This is a genomic window from Flexibacter flexilis DSM 6793 (genome assembly GCF_900112255.1).
In the GTDB taxonomy this organism is placed as follows: Bacteria; Bacteroidota; Bacteroidia; order Cytophagales; family Flexibacteraceae; genus Flexibacter; species Flexibacter flexilis.
In genome coordinates this window covers 252145-269961 of record NZ_FOLE01000001.1, presented here as the reverse complement: position 1 = coordinate 269961, position 17817 = coordinate 252145, and the positions used below count along the sequence as shown (strand labels likewise).

16 protein-coding genes are annotated in these 17817 nt (G+C 41.4%); 12 read left to right on the top strand and 4 right to left on the bottom strand.

Features of this window, described 5'->3' with window-relative positions:
• The first annotated feature begins 8 nt into the window (after nt 1–8).
• The 3 genes from BM090_RS01115 (at nt 9) to BM090_RS01105 (ending at nt 2046) form a co-directional block, all read left to right on the top strand.
• Nucleotides 9–533 (top strand): YceI family protein, encoded by a 525-nt coding sequence (locus tag BM090_RS01115; protein WP_177199801.1) that lies wholly within the window; start codon nt 9–11, stop codon nt 531–533.
• Between the two features lie 146 nt (nt 534–679).
• The gene (locus tag BM090_RS01110) at nt 680–1024 is read left to right on the top strand and encodes a YciI family protein (RefSeq protein ID WP_245756662.1); all 345 of its coding nucleotides are present in this window, start codon (nt 680–682) and stop codon (nt 1022–1024) included.
• Between the two features lie 92 nt (nt 1025–1116).
• Nucleotides 1117–2046, top strand: coding sequence for a homoserine kinase (locus tag BM090_RS01105; protein WP_091505955.1), 930 nt, complete (start codon nt 1117–1119; stop codon nt 2044–2046).
• An 817-nt stretch (nt 2047–2863) separates the two neighbouring features.
• On the opposite strand, the gene BM090_RS01095 is transcribed toward BM090_RS01105, so the two are convergent.
• Nucleotides 2864–4609, bottom strand: a complete 1746-nt coding sequence (locus BM090_RS01095) for a DNA polymerase III subunit gamma/tau (protein ID WP_091505952.1) — start codon at nt 4607–4609, stop codon at nt 2864–2866.
• Between the two features lie 274 nt (nt 4610–4883).
• Here BM090_RS01095 and BM090_RS01085 point away from each other — a divergent pair, with 274 nt between their 5' ends.
• The 3 genes from BM090_RS01085 to BM090_RS01075 all read left to right on the top strand — a co-directional run bounded on the left by BM090_RS01085 (nt 4884) and on the right by BM090_RS01075 (nt 8818).
• Entirely contained in the window at nt 4884–6773 is a 1890-nt protein-coding gene (locus tag BM090_RS01085; RefSeq protein ID WP_091505949.1) for a DUF4365 domain-containing protein, read from the top strand.
• A gap of 162 nt (nt 6774–6935) precedes the next feature.
• Nucleotides 6936–7721, top strand: coding sequence for a Fic family protein (locus BM090_RS01080; RefSeq protein WP_091505947.1), 786 nt, complete (start codon nt 6936–6938; stop codon nt 7719–7721).
• Between the two features lie 215 nt (nt 7722–7936).
• Nucleotides 7937–8818: an Rpn family recombination-promoting nuclease/putative transposase gene (locus tag BM090_RS01075; protein ID WP_091505945.1), complete on the top strand. Its 882-nt coding sequence runs from the start codon at nt 7937–7939 to the stop codon at nt 8816–8818.
• Between the two features lie 109 nt (nt 8819–8927).
• Here the strand turns inward: BM090_RS01075 and BM090_RS01070 are convergent, their stop codons facing one another.
• The gene (locus BM090_RS01070) at nt 8928–9617 is read right to left on the bottom strand and encodes an FKBP-type peptidyl-prolyl cis-trans isomerase (RefSeq protein WP_245756661.1); all 690 of its coding nucleotides are present in this window, start codon (nt 9615–9617) and stop codon (nt 8928–8930) included.
• A 464-nt stretch (nt 9618–10081) separates the two neighbouring features.
• Here BM090_RS01070 and BM090_RS01065 point away from each other — a divergent pair, with 464 nt between their 5' ends.
• The 6 genes from BM090_RS01065 to BM090_RS01040 all read left to right on the top strand — a co-directional run bounded on the left by BM090_RS01065 (nt 10082) and on the right by BM090_RS01040 (nt 14842).
• Nucleotides 10082–11710: an NADP-dependent glyceraldehyde-3-phosphate dehydrogenase gene (locus BM090_RS01065; protein ID WP_091505941.1), complete on the top strand. Its 1629-nt coding sequence runs from the start codon at nt 10082–10084 to the stop codon at nt 11708–11710.
• 210 nt (nt 11711–11920) lie between these two features.
• Complete coding sequence (locus BM090_RS01060) at nt 11921–12337, top strand: DUF1801 domain-containing protein (RefSeq protein WP_091507760.1); 417 nt, start codon at nt 11921–11923, stop codon at nt 12335–12337.
• A gap of 172 nt (nt 12338–12509) precedes the next feature.
• On the top strand, nt 12510–12980 hold the full coding sequence (locus BM090_RS01055) for a MarR family winged helix-turn-helix transcriptional regulator (RefSeq protein ID WP_091505940.1): 471 nt from the start codon (nt 12510–12512) through the stop codon (nt 12978–12980).
• Nucleotides 12981–12992: 12 nt separating this feature from the next.
• Entirely contained in the window at nt 12993–13412 is a 420-nt protein-coding gene (locus BM090_RS01050; protein WP_091505938.1) for an organic hydroperoxide resistance protein, read from the top strand.
• Nucleotides 13413–13585: 173 nt separating this feature from the next.
• On the top strand, nt 13586–13936 hold the full coding sequence (locus BM090_RS18115; RefSeq protein WP_143083830.1) for a hypothetical protein: 351 nt from the start codon (nt 13586–13588) through the stop codon (nt 13934–13936).
• Nucleotides 13937–14014: 78 nt separating this feature from the next.
• A complete protein-coding gene (locus BM090_RS01040; RefSeq protein ID WP_091507756.1) occupies nt 14015–14842 on the top strand; it encodes a class I SAM-dependent methyltransferase in 828 nt (275 codons plus the stop codon).
• 60 nt (nt 14843–14902) lie between these two features.
• On the opposite strand, the gene BM090_RS01035 is transcribed toward BM090_RS01040, so the two are convergent.
• Together BM090_RS01035 and BM090_RS01030 are read right to left on the bottom strand one after the other, a co-directional pair.
• Nucleotides 14903–16285, bottom strand: coding sequence for an NADH-quinone oxidoreductase subunit N (locus tag BM090_RS01035; protein WP_091505934.1), 1383 nt, complete (start codon nt 16283–16285; stop codon nt 14903–14905).
• A gap of 54 nt (nt 16286–16339) precedes the next feature.
• Entirely contained in the window at nt 16340–17788 is a 1449-nt protein-coding gene (locus tag BM090_RS01030; protein WP_091505933.1) for a complex I subunit 4 family protein, read from the bottom strand.
• Between the last annotated feature and the right edge of the window lie 29 nt (nt 17789–17817).

Genomic DNA, 17817 nt, shown 5'->3' with positions numbered 1-17817 from the left:
CAAATATTATGGCAACTTCAAAATGGTCTATCGACCCATTCCACAGTGAAATCCAATTCAAAGTAAAACACTTGATGATTACCAACGTAACTGGTAGCTTCTCGAAATATGCGGCAAGCATCACGGCTGACGACGAGAAACTTACTAACGCGAAAGTTACTTTTACGGCAGAAGTTGATTCTATCAGCACTGGCAACGACCAACGCGACGGCCACTTGAAATCAGATGATTTCTTCTCGGCTGCTAAATTCCCTCAAGTACGTTTCACTTCTACAAGTGCCTCTGTAGTAGGTGGTAAAGTAGAAGGTTTGCTTACAATCCGCGACGTAACGCGCCCTGTAACGCTTGACGTTGATTTCGGTGGTATCGTAGTGGACGGTTACGGCCAAACTAAAGCTGGCTTCTCAATAAGCGGCAAAATCAATCGTAAAGATTTTGATTTGCAATGGAGCGCAGTAACTGAAGCGGGTGGCGTAGTAGTAAGTGACGAAGTACGCATCGTGGCTGAAGTTCAATTCGTGAAAGAAGCCTAAGGCTTCGCACATTCGATAAAGCATAATTTTTCAGATACTTATATACGAATGCAAAAGCCCCGCGACATGTTAGTTGCGGGGCTTTTCTTTTGTTTTTCAAAAAATATAATAAAAAGATTGTTTTCTGATAAAAAGTTGATAGTATTGTGATTCGAGCCGCTAACGGTGATTTTCTATTGTTTTTTCAAATAATTTCGGAACAGATGTTTTTGATTTCGCTTACATACAAAAAGGATTTACAAGAGCTTGATGCGCATTTGCCAGCACATTCGGCATTCTTGGACAAATACTATCAGGCGGGCAAACTCATTGTTTCAGGTAGAAAAGTACCTCGCACAGGCGGCATTATCTTGGCGCATCAACTCACGCGTACAGAATTGGAGCAAATTCTGACGGAAGACCCATTCTATACGAATGGCTTGGCCGACTACGAAATAACGGAATTCACGCCCACCAAACACGCGCCAGAGTTTAAGGTTTTTACGGATTGATGTACAAACGCATTGTTTTTGTATTGTATTTCATAAAAATGCCTCTGGGAAATCAGGGGCATTTGTTTTTATAAATTATTCACTAAAAAAATATGTATTGGATTAAAGTATTTGCGCCTGCAACCATCGGTAACATTGGGCCGGGTTTTGATGTTTTGGGAATGGCTGTTCGCGGTTGGGGCGACACACTTTATGCGCGTGCGACCACGCAAGCAGGTGTTTTTTTGAGCATGGGCGACAACAATTATTCGTTGCCTACTGAGCCTTTGAAAAATACGGCAGGCATTGCCGCCGCCGCCGTGTTGGAGATGCTTGGCGAGCGTGGAGGCGTGGAACTTCGCTTGCAAAAAGGCATTCCAGCGGGGTCGGGCTTGGGTTCGAGTGCGGCTTCGGCTTGTGCGGCGGCTTTTGCTACCAATTATTTGTACGGAAGCAAACTTTCCAAAGATGATTTGATTTTGGCGGCCACCAAAGCCGAAGAAGTGGTTTCGGGTAGCTTTTTTGCGGATAACACTTCGCCTTGCTTGTTGGGAGGGGCTACGCTTACGCGTTCGTGCGTGCCGCTGGACGTTACGGCCATCGGGCACATCGACAATTTGTACGTGGTGTTGGTAAAGCCAGAACTTACCGTCCTGACCAAAGACGCCCGCGACGTATTGCCCAAAATGATTCCAATGGCTGATTTTGTAGCCAATATGGCCAATACCGCTTTGATTACGGTGGCTTTCGCGCGCAACGATTATTCGCTGTTTGCGCGTAGCCTCAACGATGTGGTAGTAGAGCCTGTTCGCGCCAAACTTATCAAAGGTTTTGACGCTGCCAAAAAAGCTGCTTTGGAGGCTGGCGCAGACGGCATGACTATTTCGGGTTCGGGGCCTGCCGTGTTCGCGATTACCGAATCATTGGAGAAGGCCGAGCAGATTCAAAAAGCCATTGTGGGAGCGTTTGAGTCCGCAGGCGTAGCGGCCAATGCCATCGTAACCACCGTGGACAAAGACGGAACAAGATTATTGGCAGAATAAAAGTAATTCGCCGAGTAAAACCGTGGTTTTACCGAGCCTTTGTAGATTTTGGTATAAAAGAATGTTCTCCTAATGAGTAGCATATTACCTTTACTTCAGTTCTGGACGGGGTTTGCCGTAAAGAAGAGTTTTAGAGAGTAGAGCGATGTGTTTTTCGCTAAAGGTTTAGGTTTAAAATGAAAAATGAATGACGTACAATTGGCTACCAACTGGTAGCCAATTGTATTTTTGGTTGGAAAGGTCAATGAAATTCGGGTTTTATATTGTTTTGACTTACCATTCATCAACTGAAATATACCATTCATCAATTAAAAGTTATGTTTTGTAAAAAAAAGGCAATTGTTAACTAGAAATTATACATCTTTGCATTAGTTCTGGACGGAATATTACCGTAAAGAAGAGTTTTAGAGAGTAGAGCGATATGTTTTTTCGCTAAAGGTTTAGGTTTAAATAAAAATGAATGACGCAAAAAAGGCTACCGTTTGGCAGCCTTTTTTGTTTGTATAAACTCAAAAAAAGGCGATAGGGTAGTGGATTTACTCGAACTATCTATTGTGTTTGTCGAAAAAATAAATCCATTCATCGAGGAAAATGAATCATTCGTCGAGGAAAATTAGCTTTTCGCATAAAAAAAGATGCGGAGTTGAAGTCTGTTCTTATCTTTGCATTAGTTCTGGACGGAATATTGCCGTAAAGAAGAGTTTTAGAGAGTAGAGCGATATGTTTTTTCGCTAAAGGTTTAGGTTTAAATAAAAATGAATGACGCAAAAAAGGCTACCGTTTGGCAGCCTTTTTTGTTTGTGTTCGGTCAAGTTTTTTATTGAATATCCAAATTCAAACGGTCGCGCAGTTCTTGTACCAACGGATATTTTTCTAACAATCGCGCAAACTTGTCTTGCGGCGAATGTGCCACCAACTGCTCCTGCGAAGGTGGTTTGATTTCCGTCAGGACATCAATCAAATTATTGTGCAATTGCTCGCGCAAAAAGCCCAATAGCTGTGGCTTGAGGTCTGCAAATTGCTTTTGCTCATAAGGGTTAAATACTTGTAAAACAATTTGTTGTCCTTGTAATTTGTATTCTTTGTTGCTGACTGTGGCCAAATTGGCGTAGTCTTGCTTGTTGCGCAATATTTCCGCGAAAGCCTGCCACGCGGTTTGTAATTGCTCAAAACTAAAATCGTTGTTGGTGATGATAGCCGCCGCAACCACTGGCGTTGTGGCGGGTTGCGGCGTAGCCGTAGGTTGTGTTACGGCTGTTGGCATTGCGGCAGCGGGTTGCGTTTGGGCTGCTTTGGTGGCCAGCTCGGCTGCCGTCGGGATACGCGTTGCGGTTTTGAGGTGTGCAGGTGGTGGAGCTATGTTGGGAGTCGTGGGCACAGCTCCGCCACTTACGACGGGTTGGGGATTAGGCTTTTTTTTTTCTTCGGAAGAAACCGTTTCCGTTGGAGCTTGTGCAAGGTCTATGGCTCGTTGCAAATAGCAAATTTTCATGAGTGCCAACTCCACCAAAAGCCGTTGGTTTTTGCTGTTTTTGTATTGCATATCGCAGCCCGAAACCACATTTAAGGCCGTCAGCAAAAACGACACCGACGCATTTTGGGCTTGTTGCAAATAGCGTTGTTGCACGTCTTCGGACACTTCCAGCAGTCGGACGGTGGCCGCATCTTTACAAACCATCAGGTTGCGCAAATGCTCGGAAAGTCCCACGATAAAGTTATGACCGTCAAAGCCTTTCCGTAAAATTTCATCAAAAATCAAAAGACTTTGCGGGAGATTTTCTTGCAAAAAACTATCCGTAATTTTGAAATAATAGTCGTAGTCGAGAATGTGCAAATTCTCAATCGTTTGGGCGTAAGTAATGCCACGTCCTGCGGCAAACGTGCTTATCAGGTCGAACAGCGACAAGGCATCGCGCAAACCGCCGTCGGCTTTCTGGGCAATCAGGCGCAAGGCCTCAGGCTCTGCGATGATGTGTTCTTTTTGGGCAATGCCTGCCAAATGTCCCGCAATGTCGTTGAGATGAATGCGGTTAAAGTCAAAAATCTGGCAACGCGACAAAATCGTCGGGATGATTTTATGTTTTTCGGTGGTTGCCAAAATGAAAATGGCGTAGCTGGGCGGCTCTTCTAAGGTTTTGAGAAAAGCGTTAAAAGCCGCGTTGGAAAGCATGTGCACTTCGTCGATGATATAGACTTTGTAACGCCCCGATTGTGGCGCGTAGCGCACTTGTTCCACCAAATTTCGGATGTCGTCCACGGAGTTGTTGGAGGCGGCATCTAACTCGTGCGTATTGAAAGATGCATTGTTATTGAAACTAACACAGGATTCACACTCGTTGCAGGCTTCGTGTTCGGGTGTCAGGTTGGTGCAATTGATGGTTTTGGCCAAAATACGCGCACAGGTGGTTTTGCCGACACCACGAGGCCCACAGAACAAAAATGCTTGTGCCAAATGGTTGTTGGCGATGGCGTTTTTGAGGGTGGTGGTGATGTGCGATTGCCCGACCACCGAATCGAATTGGGCGGGGCGGTACTTACGAGCCGATACTATAAATTTTTCCATTGCCCCAAAATTACACAACCTTCCGCAATTCGGAAAGGCGCAAGGCAAAAAGCCTTTTGAAAAGCCATGCTTTTTTTGCTGGCGGTGTCCGCCTTTTTTTCTTACTGTTAATAAATAAAATATAAAAATATTTGTAAATATTGTATTTGTTTAGGATTTTGCGGAGGAATGGCACGGGGTTCGTTTGTACGGATGTTGGTGGCATTTTAAGAAATAATACAATAACAATGAAGAACTTTCAGGAACAGATAAAACAATTCTTTGCAAAGACATAATGAAACGACCTCAACAACATATAATTGAAACGAAGTCAAAGAAGCAATTTGAATCACTTATCCCTGATACTTGGGTAGCGAGGGAATTAGGTGCAGATTATGGACTGGACTATTTAGTCGAGATTTTTAAAAGCAATAATTCTACTGGACAATTGTTCTTTGTTCAGCTTAAAGGCACTGATAGCGAAATTATCAACGACACAATTTCATACCAACTTTCACTGGATAATATTGAGTATTGGAATACAATTACACTTCCTGTTCTTCTAATCTTTTTCAGTTCCCAATCAAAGAAATTTTGGGGCGTGTGGACTAATGAAATAAAAGAGAATATCGTTTTGAAAAAAGAGAAACAAAAAAAATATACAATCTCTCTAACTTCTAAAAATCTTATTTCTGCAAACTTCTTTGTTGAGTTGGAAAGCGCTTTTACCAATGACTTGCCTTCAAAAATCAACATTGCTTATCAAAGCTGCAATCCCAAAACCAAATTACTTCATAAATGCCTTGTGAAATACTTGAAGTATTTTTTCAATGACGTGGTTCAATTTGAGAATCATCTCTTACCAAATACTTGCTTGTTAGAATATAAAACTACGCGAGCAGAAATAGTTGAAATCACAATTACAGCTAAAGGCAAAACACATCAACTTCAACCAGTGAAGCTTTTAGGGAATGAAAACTTTCTTTTCCTTCCTAACCTTGACTCCTACAATATTCCTAAGGCATTATCGGAATGCTTGCTGCTTTTTTCTCTTCTCAATTGTGATAAGAATATCAAATCAGCTATAAAGATTATTCAACACACTATTAAAGATTACACGGGCAACTATTTGCCAATGGAATCTTTAATAGTTCTCACTCAAACTGCAATTCGCAACGACAAAATATTGGAAGTAAATGAACTTGCAAAAACATTTATTTTAACTAACAGGATAAATGAATTTCAATTCTTAAACAGTTCAATACTTATTTTAAATAGGGATAAATCCCTAAATAAACTTTATCAAGACAATTTAATTTTTGCCATTGAGAAGATTACTGATTTGTACATGAAAGGTATGCTATCTTATAACTTGGCAAACTCATTTCGTTCATCAAGTAATTATTATTTGTCCAGTTTAAACTACCAAAATGCAAGAAAATTTGAACCCAAGTATAAAAACCGACACTATTGGTGGTTTGAATATGCAGGTATTTTTTTCTTGACTGGACATTACAAAATTGCTGAAGCATTTTATCAAAAAAGCCATGCACTAAAAGCTGACCAGAACATACCTTTAGTTTTTGGATTGATAGGAGATTGTAAATTCTTTCAAGGAAAGTTTTCGGATTCAATGGTGTATTTTGATAAATTAATTAGTCAACAAACCAAACCGAATCCCTTTGCTTATGAGTTTATCTTGAAATCCATGATTGCAAAAACTTTAACAGACGAAAAACTTGACAATCTTAACATTGACCAAATTTTATCTGAAAAACTTGCAAGCGAAGGAATAGACAAAAACAACGAACAACTTTTTTACGAGGCAATTAAAGTAAATCCACTGAATGGAATGGCATGGTTTAATTATGGTGTTTCATTAAGCTTAAAAGGAGAGTTGGAATCTGCATTGACTGCATTTTTAATGACTGCATGTGTTCAATCATGGGATTCAGACGCATGGAGCAATTCTTTAAGTTTGGCATTAACAACAAATAAGCTTGACTTGTTTTCAATTATTTATGGGGCAGCTTACAAAAGCGTTGGTAGTGAATTTGTAAATCATTTTGCCCAATCAATATTAGACCAACCAAACTTACCAATAGAGATTAAACAAGAGCTAATTAGGATATTAGCCGATATGGCTAACCTTTACGATGAAGATGATGATAGCGTTGAACAGTAGCCCAGCCGCCAACAAAATGTTTTCGCAATAGGGGCTAATGTCCAATTTTGAAAGACTTATGCTTGACAGACAGAAACCCGCCACTTTTGCAACCTAATCCCGTTACGCCCAATACTTGGACGCGGCTAAAGTAATATTTTTAGTATATTTGCAGAAAAAACAATGTGGGATAAACTTCGCATATTACGAGAACAGTATATAAATCAGCGAATAATGGATTCGATTGATTATGAGAAATTTTGTATGATTTCTATTGTCTATAACTCATCCAAAATTGAAGGCTGTTCGCTTACAGAAACAGACACCAAAGTTCTATTAGAAAACAATATTACAGCTCAAGGCAAACCATTGACAGACCATTTAATGGTTAAAGACCATTTTAATGCGTTTGTCAAGATTAAACAGGATGCAATAAATAAGCGAAAATTGTCAATTGAATTTATTCAAGAGATAAATGCTTTGGTTATGAAATCAACTGGCGCAATGACCAGCACAATTTCTGGTGATTTTGATACATCAAAAGGGGATTTAAGATTAGCCCAAGTTTATGTTGATAAAAAGTATTTTCCTGATTTTAAAAAGATACCAAATCTCTTAGGCGATTTGGTGAAAAATATAAATGACAGGATTGATAAAGTAAAAGGTGATGATATTATTAAATTGTCGGCGGATATTCACTATAACTTTGTAAATATTCATCCTTTCGGTGATGTAAATGGTAGAACTACTCGTTTATTAATGAACTATATTCAGTTATACCATCATGAGCCATTGATTAAAATATTTACAGAGGATAGAGCTGAATATATTGATTCGTTAAATGAAACAGAAGAAAAGGAAGATTTGAATATTTTTAGAGATTTTATTTGTCGTCAGCAAATAAAATTTTACGAATCGGAGTTGGATAAATTCCAAAAAAGTAAATCTGGTTTTTCTTTATTGTTTTAAAATATTGAGATTTATAAAAATAAGTACTGGGCGCAACAAGGGTATAAATCATGCGGGTTTCAGAACAATTTGCAAGTTCGGAACTCGTTGGCAGGGGCAGTAACGGCTGAATAGGAAAGTAGCGCCTTCGCCAATACTTGACCGTTAGCGACTACCGCAGAAAGTGCCTATTAATATCTATTGGTAAATGCCTTGATTTTGAGTAACTTTGTTTCATGGAGGCACTGTACACAGACGACCAAATATTTATTCCGATAATCTCGGACTATGGGTTCAAGGCTACTTTTGGCAATGAAGCCAATACGCTTTTCTTGCGTAGAGCTTTGCAAGCATTTATCAAGTCTGATGTCCCCATAAAAGAGGTTAAATTTGACAAAAACACTTTTGAAGGTATCACACAAGATGGCAGAAGCGGTATTTTTGACTTGGCTTGTACCGATGAAAATGACAATCATTTTATCGTAGAAATGCAGTATGGCGATGCCCCATATTTTGTACAACGTATGAAGTTTTACGCGTTGCATAAGTTTAACGCAATGGTAAAACGAGGAAAGTTTGACTATGGCACGCTGACAAAAATCTATTGTGTGGCTATTTTGGCAAACAATATTCTACCTTACGACGACTTTCACACTTTGGCAAACCTACGAAATGAAAAAGCCGAACTTTTTGACGACCAAATGACGTTTGTTACAGTGGAGTTAGATAAATTTACGTTGCAAGATGTTGATTGTCAGACGGACTTACAAAAACTGATTTATACGATGAAAACGATACATACAGTTACTCAACCGACACAATTTCCCAAATTTTGGGACGAAGAATGGCTCAAAGTTGCCATTGATGAGTTGGACAGTCGAAAGATGACACCCGACGAAAAAGCGTCTTTGGAAATTTTAATTGCTCGTAATGCTGAATCGGTAAAAGCGGAGAGTAGGAAAATAAAAGAAGCAAGAGAAGCTGAAAACTTGGCAGTAAAAACGGAAACGGTAAAAAATGCCTTATTTATGGGCTTGACAGTGGAACAATGTGCAACGCTTGCAGGCGTTTCAGTGGACTTTGTCAAATCAGTTCAGCAACAGTTTACTGGCAAATAGTCAGCTTTTAACGAATATTTGTAATAACACAAATAAAATTCCATCTTTCTTAATCCTTCAAAAAAGCAAACGCCTCTTAATTTATTCAAGAGGCGTTTGCTTTTGTAATTTATTGCTCAGCTTTGATAATTTCTATCTCGAAATAAAGCGTAGAGTTTGGCGGAATACTGCCCATGTCGCGGCTGCCGTAACCCAATTCGGGCGGAATGCGCAACATCAGGCGCGTACCTTCTTCAAACATCGGAATACCTTCGTCCCAACCTTTAATCAGGCGGCCAACGCCAATAGGGAAGGTGGCAGGTTCGCCGCGGTCGAAGGAGCTATCAAATACTTTGCCGTCTTCCAATGAGCCTCTGTAATGCACGGTTACGTTTTTTCCCGCGATGGGTTTGGGGCCAGTGCCTTTGGTCAAAACTTTGTATTCGAGGCCTGAAGGTAGTTTTGTATAACCAATTTTATTTTTTTCTACCGCCCATTTTTTGAAGGCTTCGCCCAAAAACAAAACGTCGGCTACTTTCAATTTTTTATTGGCATTGCTTAAAGCTAACAATGCTTTCGCGTCGCTGCTGGCAGGAATCGTAATGGTTACGGGTTTGCCTTTTGCTTTGTTGGAATAATACACTTGGTCGGATTTCGCGCCAAATTGTGCGCATTGTTCAGGCCAGTCGGCAGACGTGAAACAATAGTCTGGCGTTGGTTCTAACGTCGGGCATTTGTCGCATTGCGCGAAGCTCGGACGCGATACGGCCAACAACGCGGCGGCAGCCAATACCGCATAAGAAGTTTTTTTTGACATCATTTTTGTAGCAACAGATTAAAATTTTGCATCAAATTTGGTTAATTCTCCCCAATCTATCAACGTGCCACACCTAAAATATGTGTTTTTGGGTTGGTTCTTCTGCCAATTTTTTCAATAAAAGAGAAAGGCATATAGCTGATCACTTTATGTATAAATAGTTTTGTACATCAAAAGTAAAATTATATTGCCCTATTAGCGGACAGTGCGCTTTGCTTTTAAATAGTCTGATAATCAATCTTAGTGAGTGAAAGGTAGGGTAGGGTTGAGCACTATTTGCATTTGATCTGTTAATTATAGTGCAGGAAAATGGCATTTATTTCCAAAAAATATTGTTCATAAAATATTAAACGTAAAAGTGCCGTATCCAATTTATTTTGATTGAAATAAAATGGCTTCGGGTAAGCAGAAAAAGCAATATTAAACTTATTCTTTTTTTTATTGAATATCCACTAAAACACAATGAAATGACAAACGCAAATTCAAATCCAACATTTAGCGTTTTTAAAAGCGAAAACGAAATTCCCGAAAACTTCCGCGTTCCTGTCATTGAGCAGCGCGAATATTTGCTCAATGGCCAACTCGTCACATGGAGCGGCGAGGTAACCGACATTTACTCTTCCGTGCATGTGTTAGAAAATGGGCAAACGGTTCGTAAAAGACTCGGCAGCATACCCAATATTACGTCCAAAGAAGCCTTTGAGGCATTGGATGCCGCCGAAAAAGCCTACAACAACGGGTTGGGCGAATGGCCGCAAATGTCCGTAGAAGGCCGCATCAAGTGTATGCAAAAATTCGTGTTCCTGATGCTGGAGCAGCGCGATTTGGTGATTCGTTTGCTCATGTGGGAAATTGGCAAGACGCTGGCCGATGCCACCAAAGAATTTGACCGAACCGTCGATTACATCAACGATACGATAGACGCGCTCAAAGATTTGGACAGAGAATCCTCACGTTTCCAACAAGCCGAAGGCACTATTGCGCAAGTGCGTAGAGTTCCGCTCGGTGTGGTGCTAAGTATGGGGCCTTTCAATTATCCACTCAACGAGATTTTTACTACACTTATTCCTGCGTTACTGATGGGCAACACGATTTTGTTCAAAATGCCAAAGCATGGTGTTTTGCTGCATTATCCTTTGCTCAAAGCGTTCCAAGAGGCTTTTCCTGCGGGTGCGGTAAACACGCTGTACGGAAAAGGCGCAGAAATTATTGCGCCACTCATGGAAAGTGGAAGAATTAATGTACTGGCGTTTATTGGGTCGAGCAAAGTGGCGAATGGCCTCAAAAAATTGCACCCAAATATCAACCGACTACGTGCGATTTTGAGTTTAGATGCCAAAAATGCTGCCATCGTTACCAACAACGCCAATTTAGATGTGGCCGTAAGTGAATGTTTGGCGGGTTCGCTCTCGTTCAATGGCCAGCGATGCACGGCACTCAAATTGATTTTTGTACAAAAAGAAATAGCTCCTGCGTTTGTAGAGAAATTTAGTGCGGCAGTGAGCAACCTCAAAGCGGGTTTGCCTTGGGAAAAAGATGTAAAAATCACGCCATTGCCTGAACCAAACAAACCAGCGTATTTGCAAGGTTGCCTGCAAGACGCGCAGGCCAAAGGCGCAAACGTCATTAACCCAAACGGTGGATATACAAACGAATCGTTGGTGATTCCTGCGGTCGTGTATCCTGTCAAGGAATCCATGCGTTTGTATCATGAAGAGCAATTTGGGCCATTAGTTCCTATTGTGCCTTTCGATTCGCTCGAAGAGCCGCTTAAATATCAGATTGAGGCCTCGCACGGTATGCAAGTGAGTATTTTTAGCGAAAATGCCGAAGAAGTGGCTAGCCTTATCGACCCATTTGTCAATTTGGTAAGCCGCGTAAATATCAACTGCCAAGCGCAACGCGGGCCAGACGTGTTCCCCTTCACAGGCCGCAAAGACAGTGCAGAAGGAACGCTTTCGGTATTTGATGCGTTGCGTTCGTTCTCAATTCGTGCGTTGGTAGCCACCAAAGTAACCGAATCGAACAAACAGTTACTCAATGGTATCGTGAAAGACCACAAATCCAACTTTTTGAGTACGGATTATATTTTCTAAGATGTGGTTTAATGAAAACGTAGATTTGATTTGTCATTAACGGTTATTGGTCAAATCTACAAACAATGTTGTTTTATAACCCTTATAGTTTTAGCCGCTATAAGGGTTTTTTGCAAAAAATAGACATTTAGTATGCTAAAATTTAGCAATACCTCTATTCCTTTTTGCTTAACTTTGACTTATTCAATATGTAATTCAGAAACAAAAAATATGGCTAAGCAAAATAAAACTGTTTCCTCCGAAATAAGTGTTATAGATTTTCTGAACAGCAGCACAGACAGCGAAGAAAAAAGAAACGATAGTTTTCGTCTCGTGGAACTTATGCGCGAATGGTCGGGCTGTGAAGCCAAAATGTGGGGCGGCTCTATTGTCGGATTCGGAAGTTATCATTACAAATATGCCAGCGGACACGAAGGCGATGCGCCGCTGATTGGTTTTTCGCCCCGCAAAGCCGAATTTTCGCTGTATGTTTATACGCCAGACCAAAACCAAACGAATTTGTTGGCCGAGTTGGGCAAATACAAAATGGGCAAAGCCTGTATCTATATCAAAAAATTAGCGGACATCGATACGGCCAAGCTCGAACAAATTTGCAAAGCTACCATCGCACATTTACAAACGCAATAAGCTTAAGTTCTTTCAATAAATCCCCGAAGTCCCTCTACTTTTGGGGTTTATTTTTATTCTTTTCATTAATTATGAAAATTCAATTTGTTTATTATCAGTCGTTTATGTTTTTATTTAAAATATTTTTCAAAATTATATTGTATGCAATATAATTGTACACTATATTTGTAGCATGAACAACGAAGCAGCACAAAACAGCAGCCAAGACGGGCTAAAATTAAATGAGCAAATTTGCTTTCCGCTGTACGCGCTTTCGCGGAGTATTACGCAACTATACCAACCGCATCTCAAAGAGCTTGACCTTACTTATCCGCAATATTTGATTATGTTATTTTTGTGGGAACAACCGCAAGCCAGCGTATCAGAACTTTGTAAGGCTTTGTTATTGGATACGGGAACACTTACGCCATTGCTCAAGCGAATGGAACAAAAAGGGTTGCTCACACGCCAACGAGACACGGCAGACGAACGCAAAGTTTGGATTCGGCTCACGGATGAAGGCACACAATTACGCGAAAAAGCCAAAGCCATTCCGCCACAAATGTTTTGTGAATTTGGTATGGATATTACTGAATTTCTGCAACTTAGAGAACAACTTTACAAATTATTAAATAAAATAAATCCTCAATCCAACAACAGTTAAGTTTACCTCATCATGGAAATCCTTTATACAGCCCAAGCTTCTGCCCAAGGTGGTAGAAACGGCCACGTTCGTTCATCGGACGACGTTTTGAATTTGGAAGTGCGTATGCCAAAATCGTTGGGCGGCACAGGTGGCGCGTACACCAACCCCGAACAACTTTTTGCGGCGGGTTATGCTGCTTGTTTTGATAGTGCCCTGAATTTGGTGGCGCGTATGCAAAAAGTAGCTGTGCAAGATACCGTCGTAACGGCAAACGTAAGCATCGGCAAAACAGAAGCGGGCGGGTTCGGATTGGCCGTAGCCTTAGAAGTGAAAATCCCGAATGTGGAACGTAGCGTAGCCGAAGGCCTTTTGCAAGCTGCACACGCGGTTTGTCCGTACTCAAACGCCACACGCGGCAACATTGAGGTTAGCCTCAAATTGGTTGATTAGTAATAAATTGGAAACTAAAAATCTCAAAAATCCCTTGTATGCTGCCCGAACGCACACAAGGGATTTTTTTGATATGTTAGTATTTAATCTTAGTGTATATTGCCTACGTTTATAGCAGCACTTCCTATATTTTAAGCCAATATTCTATTTAGTTAGATTACTCGGAACGAACCATGAAAAACCTTCCTCAAAACCGATGTAAATGCTTTGTGCCGCCACCGCATTATACAGATTATCAATCTCACTTTATTGGCACGGACGACACCAATGGCCGATTTGCGGAAGTAACCCACGAAACTTGTATTCATTGCGGAACGATATGGCTTAACTATTTTGTTGAATTTGAGTCATTTAGGAAGTCAGGCCGTTATTATAGAGGCATTATTAGCGCAGGTGAGCTACAAACCATTACGCCAAGCAATGCCGTTCAATATCTGGAAAGCTTGGATTGGTTCTTATATGGTGGCTCTTATTTTGATTCTTGGGGCACGTATGGCAGCGGAAAACTTCAGGTGGACAGATAAAAACCAGTTTGGCACATTGCTTTCTTCTATAAAGAATAAAGGTTTTATGTATCTTTGATTAAAAAAATTGCAAAAACTATGGCAGAAAATCAGGACTTTTTGGGAGAAGTAGCCGCCAATTATTTGCACGTAAACCGCCAGTCGTGGAACGGACGTGTAGAAGCGCATTTACAATCCGAATTTTATGATGTAGCGGGCTTTTTGGCGCACAAAAACTCACTCAAAAGCATTGAGCAAGATTTATTGGGCGAGGTGAAAGGCAAAGAAATTTTGCATTTGCAATGTCATTTCGGGCAAGATACGCTTTCGTTGGCACATTTGGGTGCAGTGGTTACGGGCGTGGACTTGTCGGACAAAGCCATCACGGCAGCCCAAGAATTAGCCCACCAAACGCAGCTACAAGCAGAGTTTATCTGTGCTGACATTTACGAGCTGCCGCAGCATCTGCACCAAAAATTCGATGTGGTTTTTACCAGTTATGGCACTATCGGCTGGCTGCCCGACTTGGACAAATGGGCCAAAGTGATTGCGCATTTTCTCAAACCCAATGGCCGTTTGGTTTTTGTGGAATTTCACGCCGTCGTGTGGATGTTTGACGATTCGTTCCAAAAAGTAGCCTACAATTATTTCAACGATGGAGCGATCGTAGAAACCGAAAGCGGCACGTATGCCGACCGCAACGCCACCATTACGCAAAAATATGTGATGTGGAATCACCCCGTTTCGGACGTACTCAATAGCCTGATTCGTAATGGTCTGGATATAAATTCTTTTGATGAATATGATTATTCGCCTTACGATTGCTTCCGCGAAACCGAAGAATTTGAAACAGGGAAATTCAGAATCAAGCATTTGGGGAATAAAATCCCGATGGTGTACGCCATCGCCGCCACCCGAAAGGCATAAACAAAAAACAGGCAAGCGAAACATATCACTTGCCTGTTTTTTTTATCTAAATCAATATTTTTAGAACATTTCGCTTACTAAGCCTGGGAGCAAACCCAAAATCAATGTAAGCATAGTCGTAATAGCCAAAACGGTTTTGTAGTTGCTGTGAACAGCTACTTTTGGTTCGTTTGAAGACTTCATGTACATGGCAATTACCACACGGAAATAGTAGTAGATGCTCACCGCCGAAGCCAACACGGCAATCACCAACAACCAAGTAAGACCGCGTTCTACGGCACTTACGAAGATGAAGAATTTACCAAAGAAACCAGCCGTAAGCGGAATACCAGCCAACGAACACATGGCCACCGTCATTACGAAAGCCAAAAACGGATTGCTTTTACCCAAACCATTGAAACTGTCGTAGTTTTCGTTGCCACGCTCAGAAGCTACGGCCATCATTACGCCGAAAGCACTCACCGTTGCTATTGTATAAGCCAACGAATAAAACAAGATGGCTTGTAGCGATTTGTCGTTGAGAGCTACCACCGCAATAAGCAAATAACCCGCGTGCGACACACTCGAATACGCCATCATGCGTTTGAAACTTTGCTGATAAACAGCTGTAAGGTTGGCAATAATCAAAGTCAGAACGGTCATCGTCGCGATGCTCACCCACCAGAAATCATAGATTTGGCCGAAAGACACCGAAAGCAATTTGTACAATGCTGCAAAACCTGCGGTTTTTACGACAGTGGACATGAACGTAGTGAACAACGATGGCGCACCTTCGTACACGTCTGGTGTCCAGAAATGGAACGGCGCAGCCGACACTTTAAACAAAATACCAATCAACATGAACGTAAGACCCATGTAAAGCATTGGGGCATTGTCGCCTGACAAGTTGGTAATGCGTGCCGCAATTTCGTGTAAGCTGAACGACATGGTAGCACCGTACACCAAAGCCACGCCAAAAAGTAAAATACCTGTGGCAAACGAACCCATCAAGAAATATTTGAGGGCGGCTTCATTGGAACGAAGATTGCGTTTTTCGCTACCCGTCAGCACGTACATGGCAATAGAAAGAATTTCAATTCCCACAAACAACATAATGATATTCTCAAAAGAAATCATCATGATAGCACCTACCACCGAAAACAACAGAATAGAGTAATATTCGGCTGGTTGGGCGTGTGGGTCGGACAAATAGCGCGTAGAAAGCGGCAGAATCAAGAGAGCCGCCAGTATCACAATACCCGAAAAGGCAACGGACACGTTATCTACGGTCATCATTTCCGCAAAATACGCTTCTGTTGGCGCATTGTTCCAGTAATAAGCATTTGCACCAAACACTACCAACAAAAACAGCACGGCTGCGGGTAGTAACATATTGCGCGTTTTCTGAAATCCGAGAAAAAGATTAGCGATTCCGAAAACCGATAATAGAATAATTGGTATCATCGTGTAGTATCTTTTTTTGAAAAATCAATTCAAAAATAGCTGTAAAACAGCATTTTATCGGGCTATAACTTGTAATAAATGTTCTACGGCTGGCGCAGTCATGTTCAAGAACGGTGCAGGATATAAGCCAATCCAAAACACCATCAGAGCCAACGGGAACAACGTCGCTTTTTCTACAAAGCTAATATCGCCGAAGTTGGTAGTAAGTGAACTTTGTTCGCCAAACATCACGCCTTGGAACATACGCAGCATATAAACCGCTCCCAAGATAATCGTAACGCCCGCAATCGCTCCAAACCAAACATTATACTGGAACACACCAGACAAAAGTAAAAATTCACCCACAAAGCCGTTGGTTAGCGGCAAAGCCACACTACCAAGCATCAAAATCATAAAGAAAATGGTAAGGGCTGGCGTGTTGCGCGTAATACCGCCCATTCGCTCAATTTCGTGCGTTTGGATACGGCTATAAATTATTTCCACGATAAAAAACAAACCTACTACGTTGATACCGTGCGAAAGCATCTGTACCATAGCACCTTGCAAACCGTTTTGCGTAAGCGAGAAAACACCTGCCGCCATTAGGCCAACGTGTGCAAACGACGAATAAGCAATCAAACGTTTTACGTTTTGTTGTTTGATGGCGATAATAGAGCCGTAAATAATGCCAATTACCGACAAAACAATGGCCAACGTACCCCAATGCGCTGCGGCTTGCGGCACAACAGGCAAAAGCCAACGAATCACGCCATAAATACCCATTTTAAGCATAATACCCGACAAAAGCATTGTCGCTGGTGTAGGTGCTTCGGTGTAAGTATCTGGTTGCCAAGTATGGAACGGGAATACTGGCATTTTGATACCAAAAGCCAAGAACAAAGCCCAGAATACATAACATTGTGCAGACTCATCAAGTTTTAGCGCATAAAACGCTTCAAGGCTTGAAGAGTGATTGCCTGGCGTTTGGAAATACAGGTAAGCCAAAGCCACCAACATAAACAAACTACCGAAAATCGTGTAAATAAAGAATTTGAAAGTTACAGCCACGCGACGTTCGCCACCCCAAATGCCTGCCAAGAAATACACAGGAATCAAGGCCGCTTCCCAGAAAAGGTAGAATAACACTGCATCTTGTGCCGTGAAAACACCAATCAAGGCCGCCTGCATGAACAGTATAAGCGCGTAGAAAGCCGAAGGATTTTTATAATGATGCTTGAAAGTAGAAAGCACTATCCAAGGCATCAGGAATGTAGTAAGAATTACAAGTAAAAGGCTTATGCCGTCCATTCCCAAACTAAAGTTAATTCCAGCCGAAGCAACCCACGGGAAATTAACAGCAAATTGTACGGAAGCATCAGCAGTAAATTGCGCCACAGCCGCCAAAGCCAAACCCAACTCAATGAGCGTAGCGATGAAAGCTATCTTTTTTGTGCTTTCGCCTTGCATGAACAGCAGTAATACAGCCGAAACAAGCGGTAAGGCAATCAGTCCAAGTGTTATCATATCGTTCTATCTATGAGAATAAATATTCT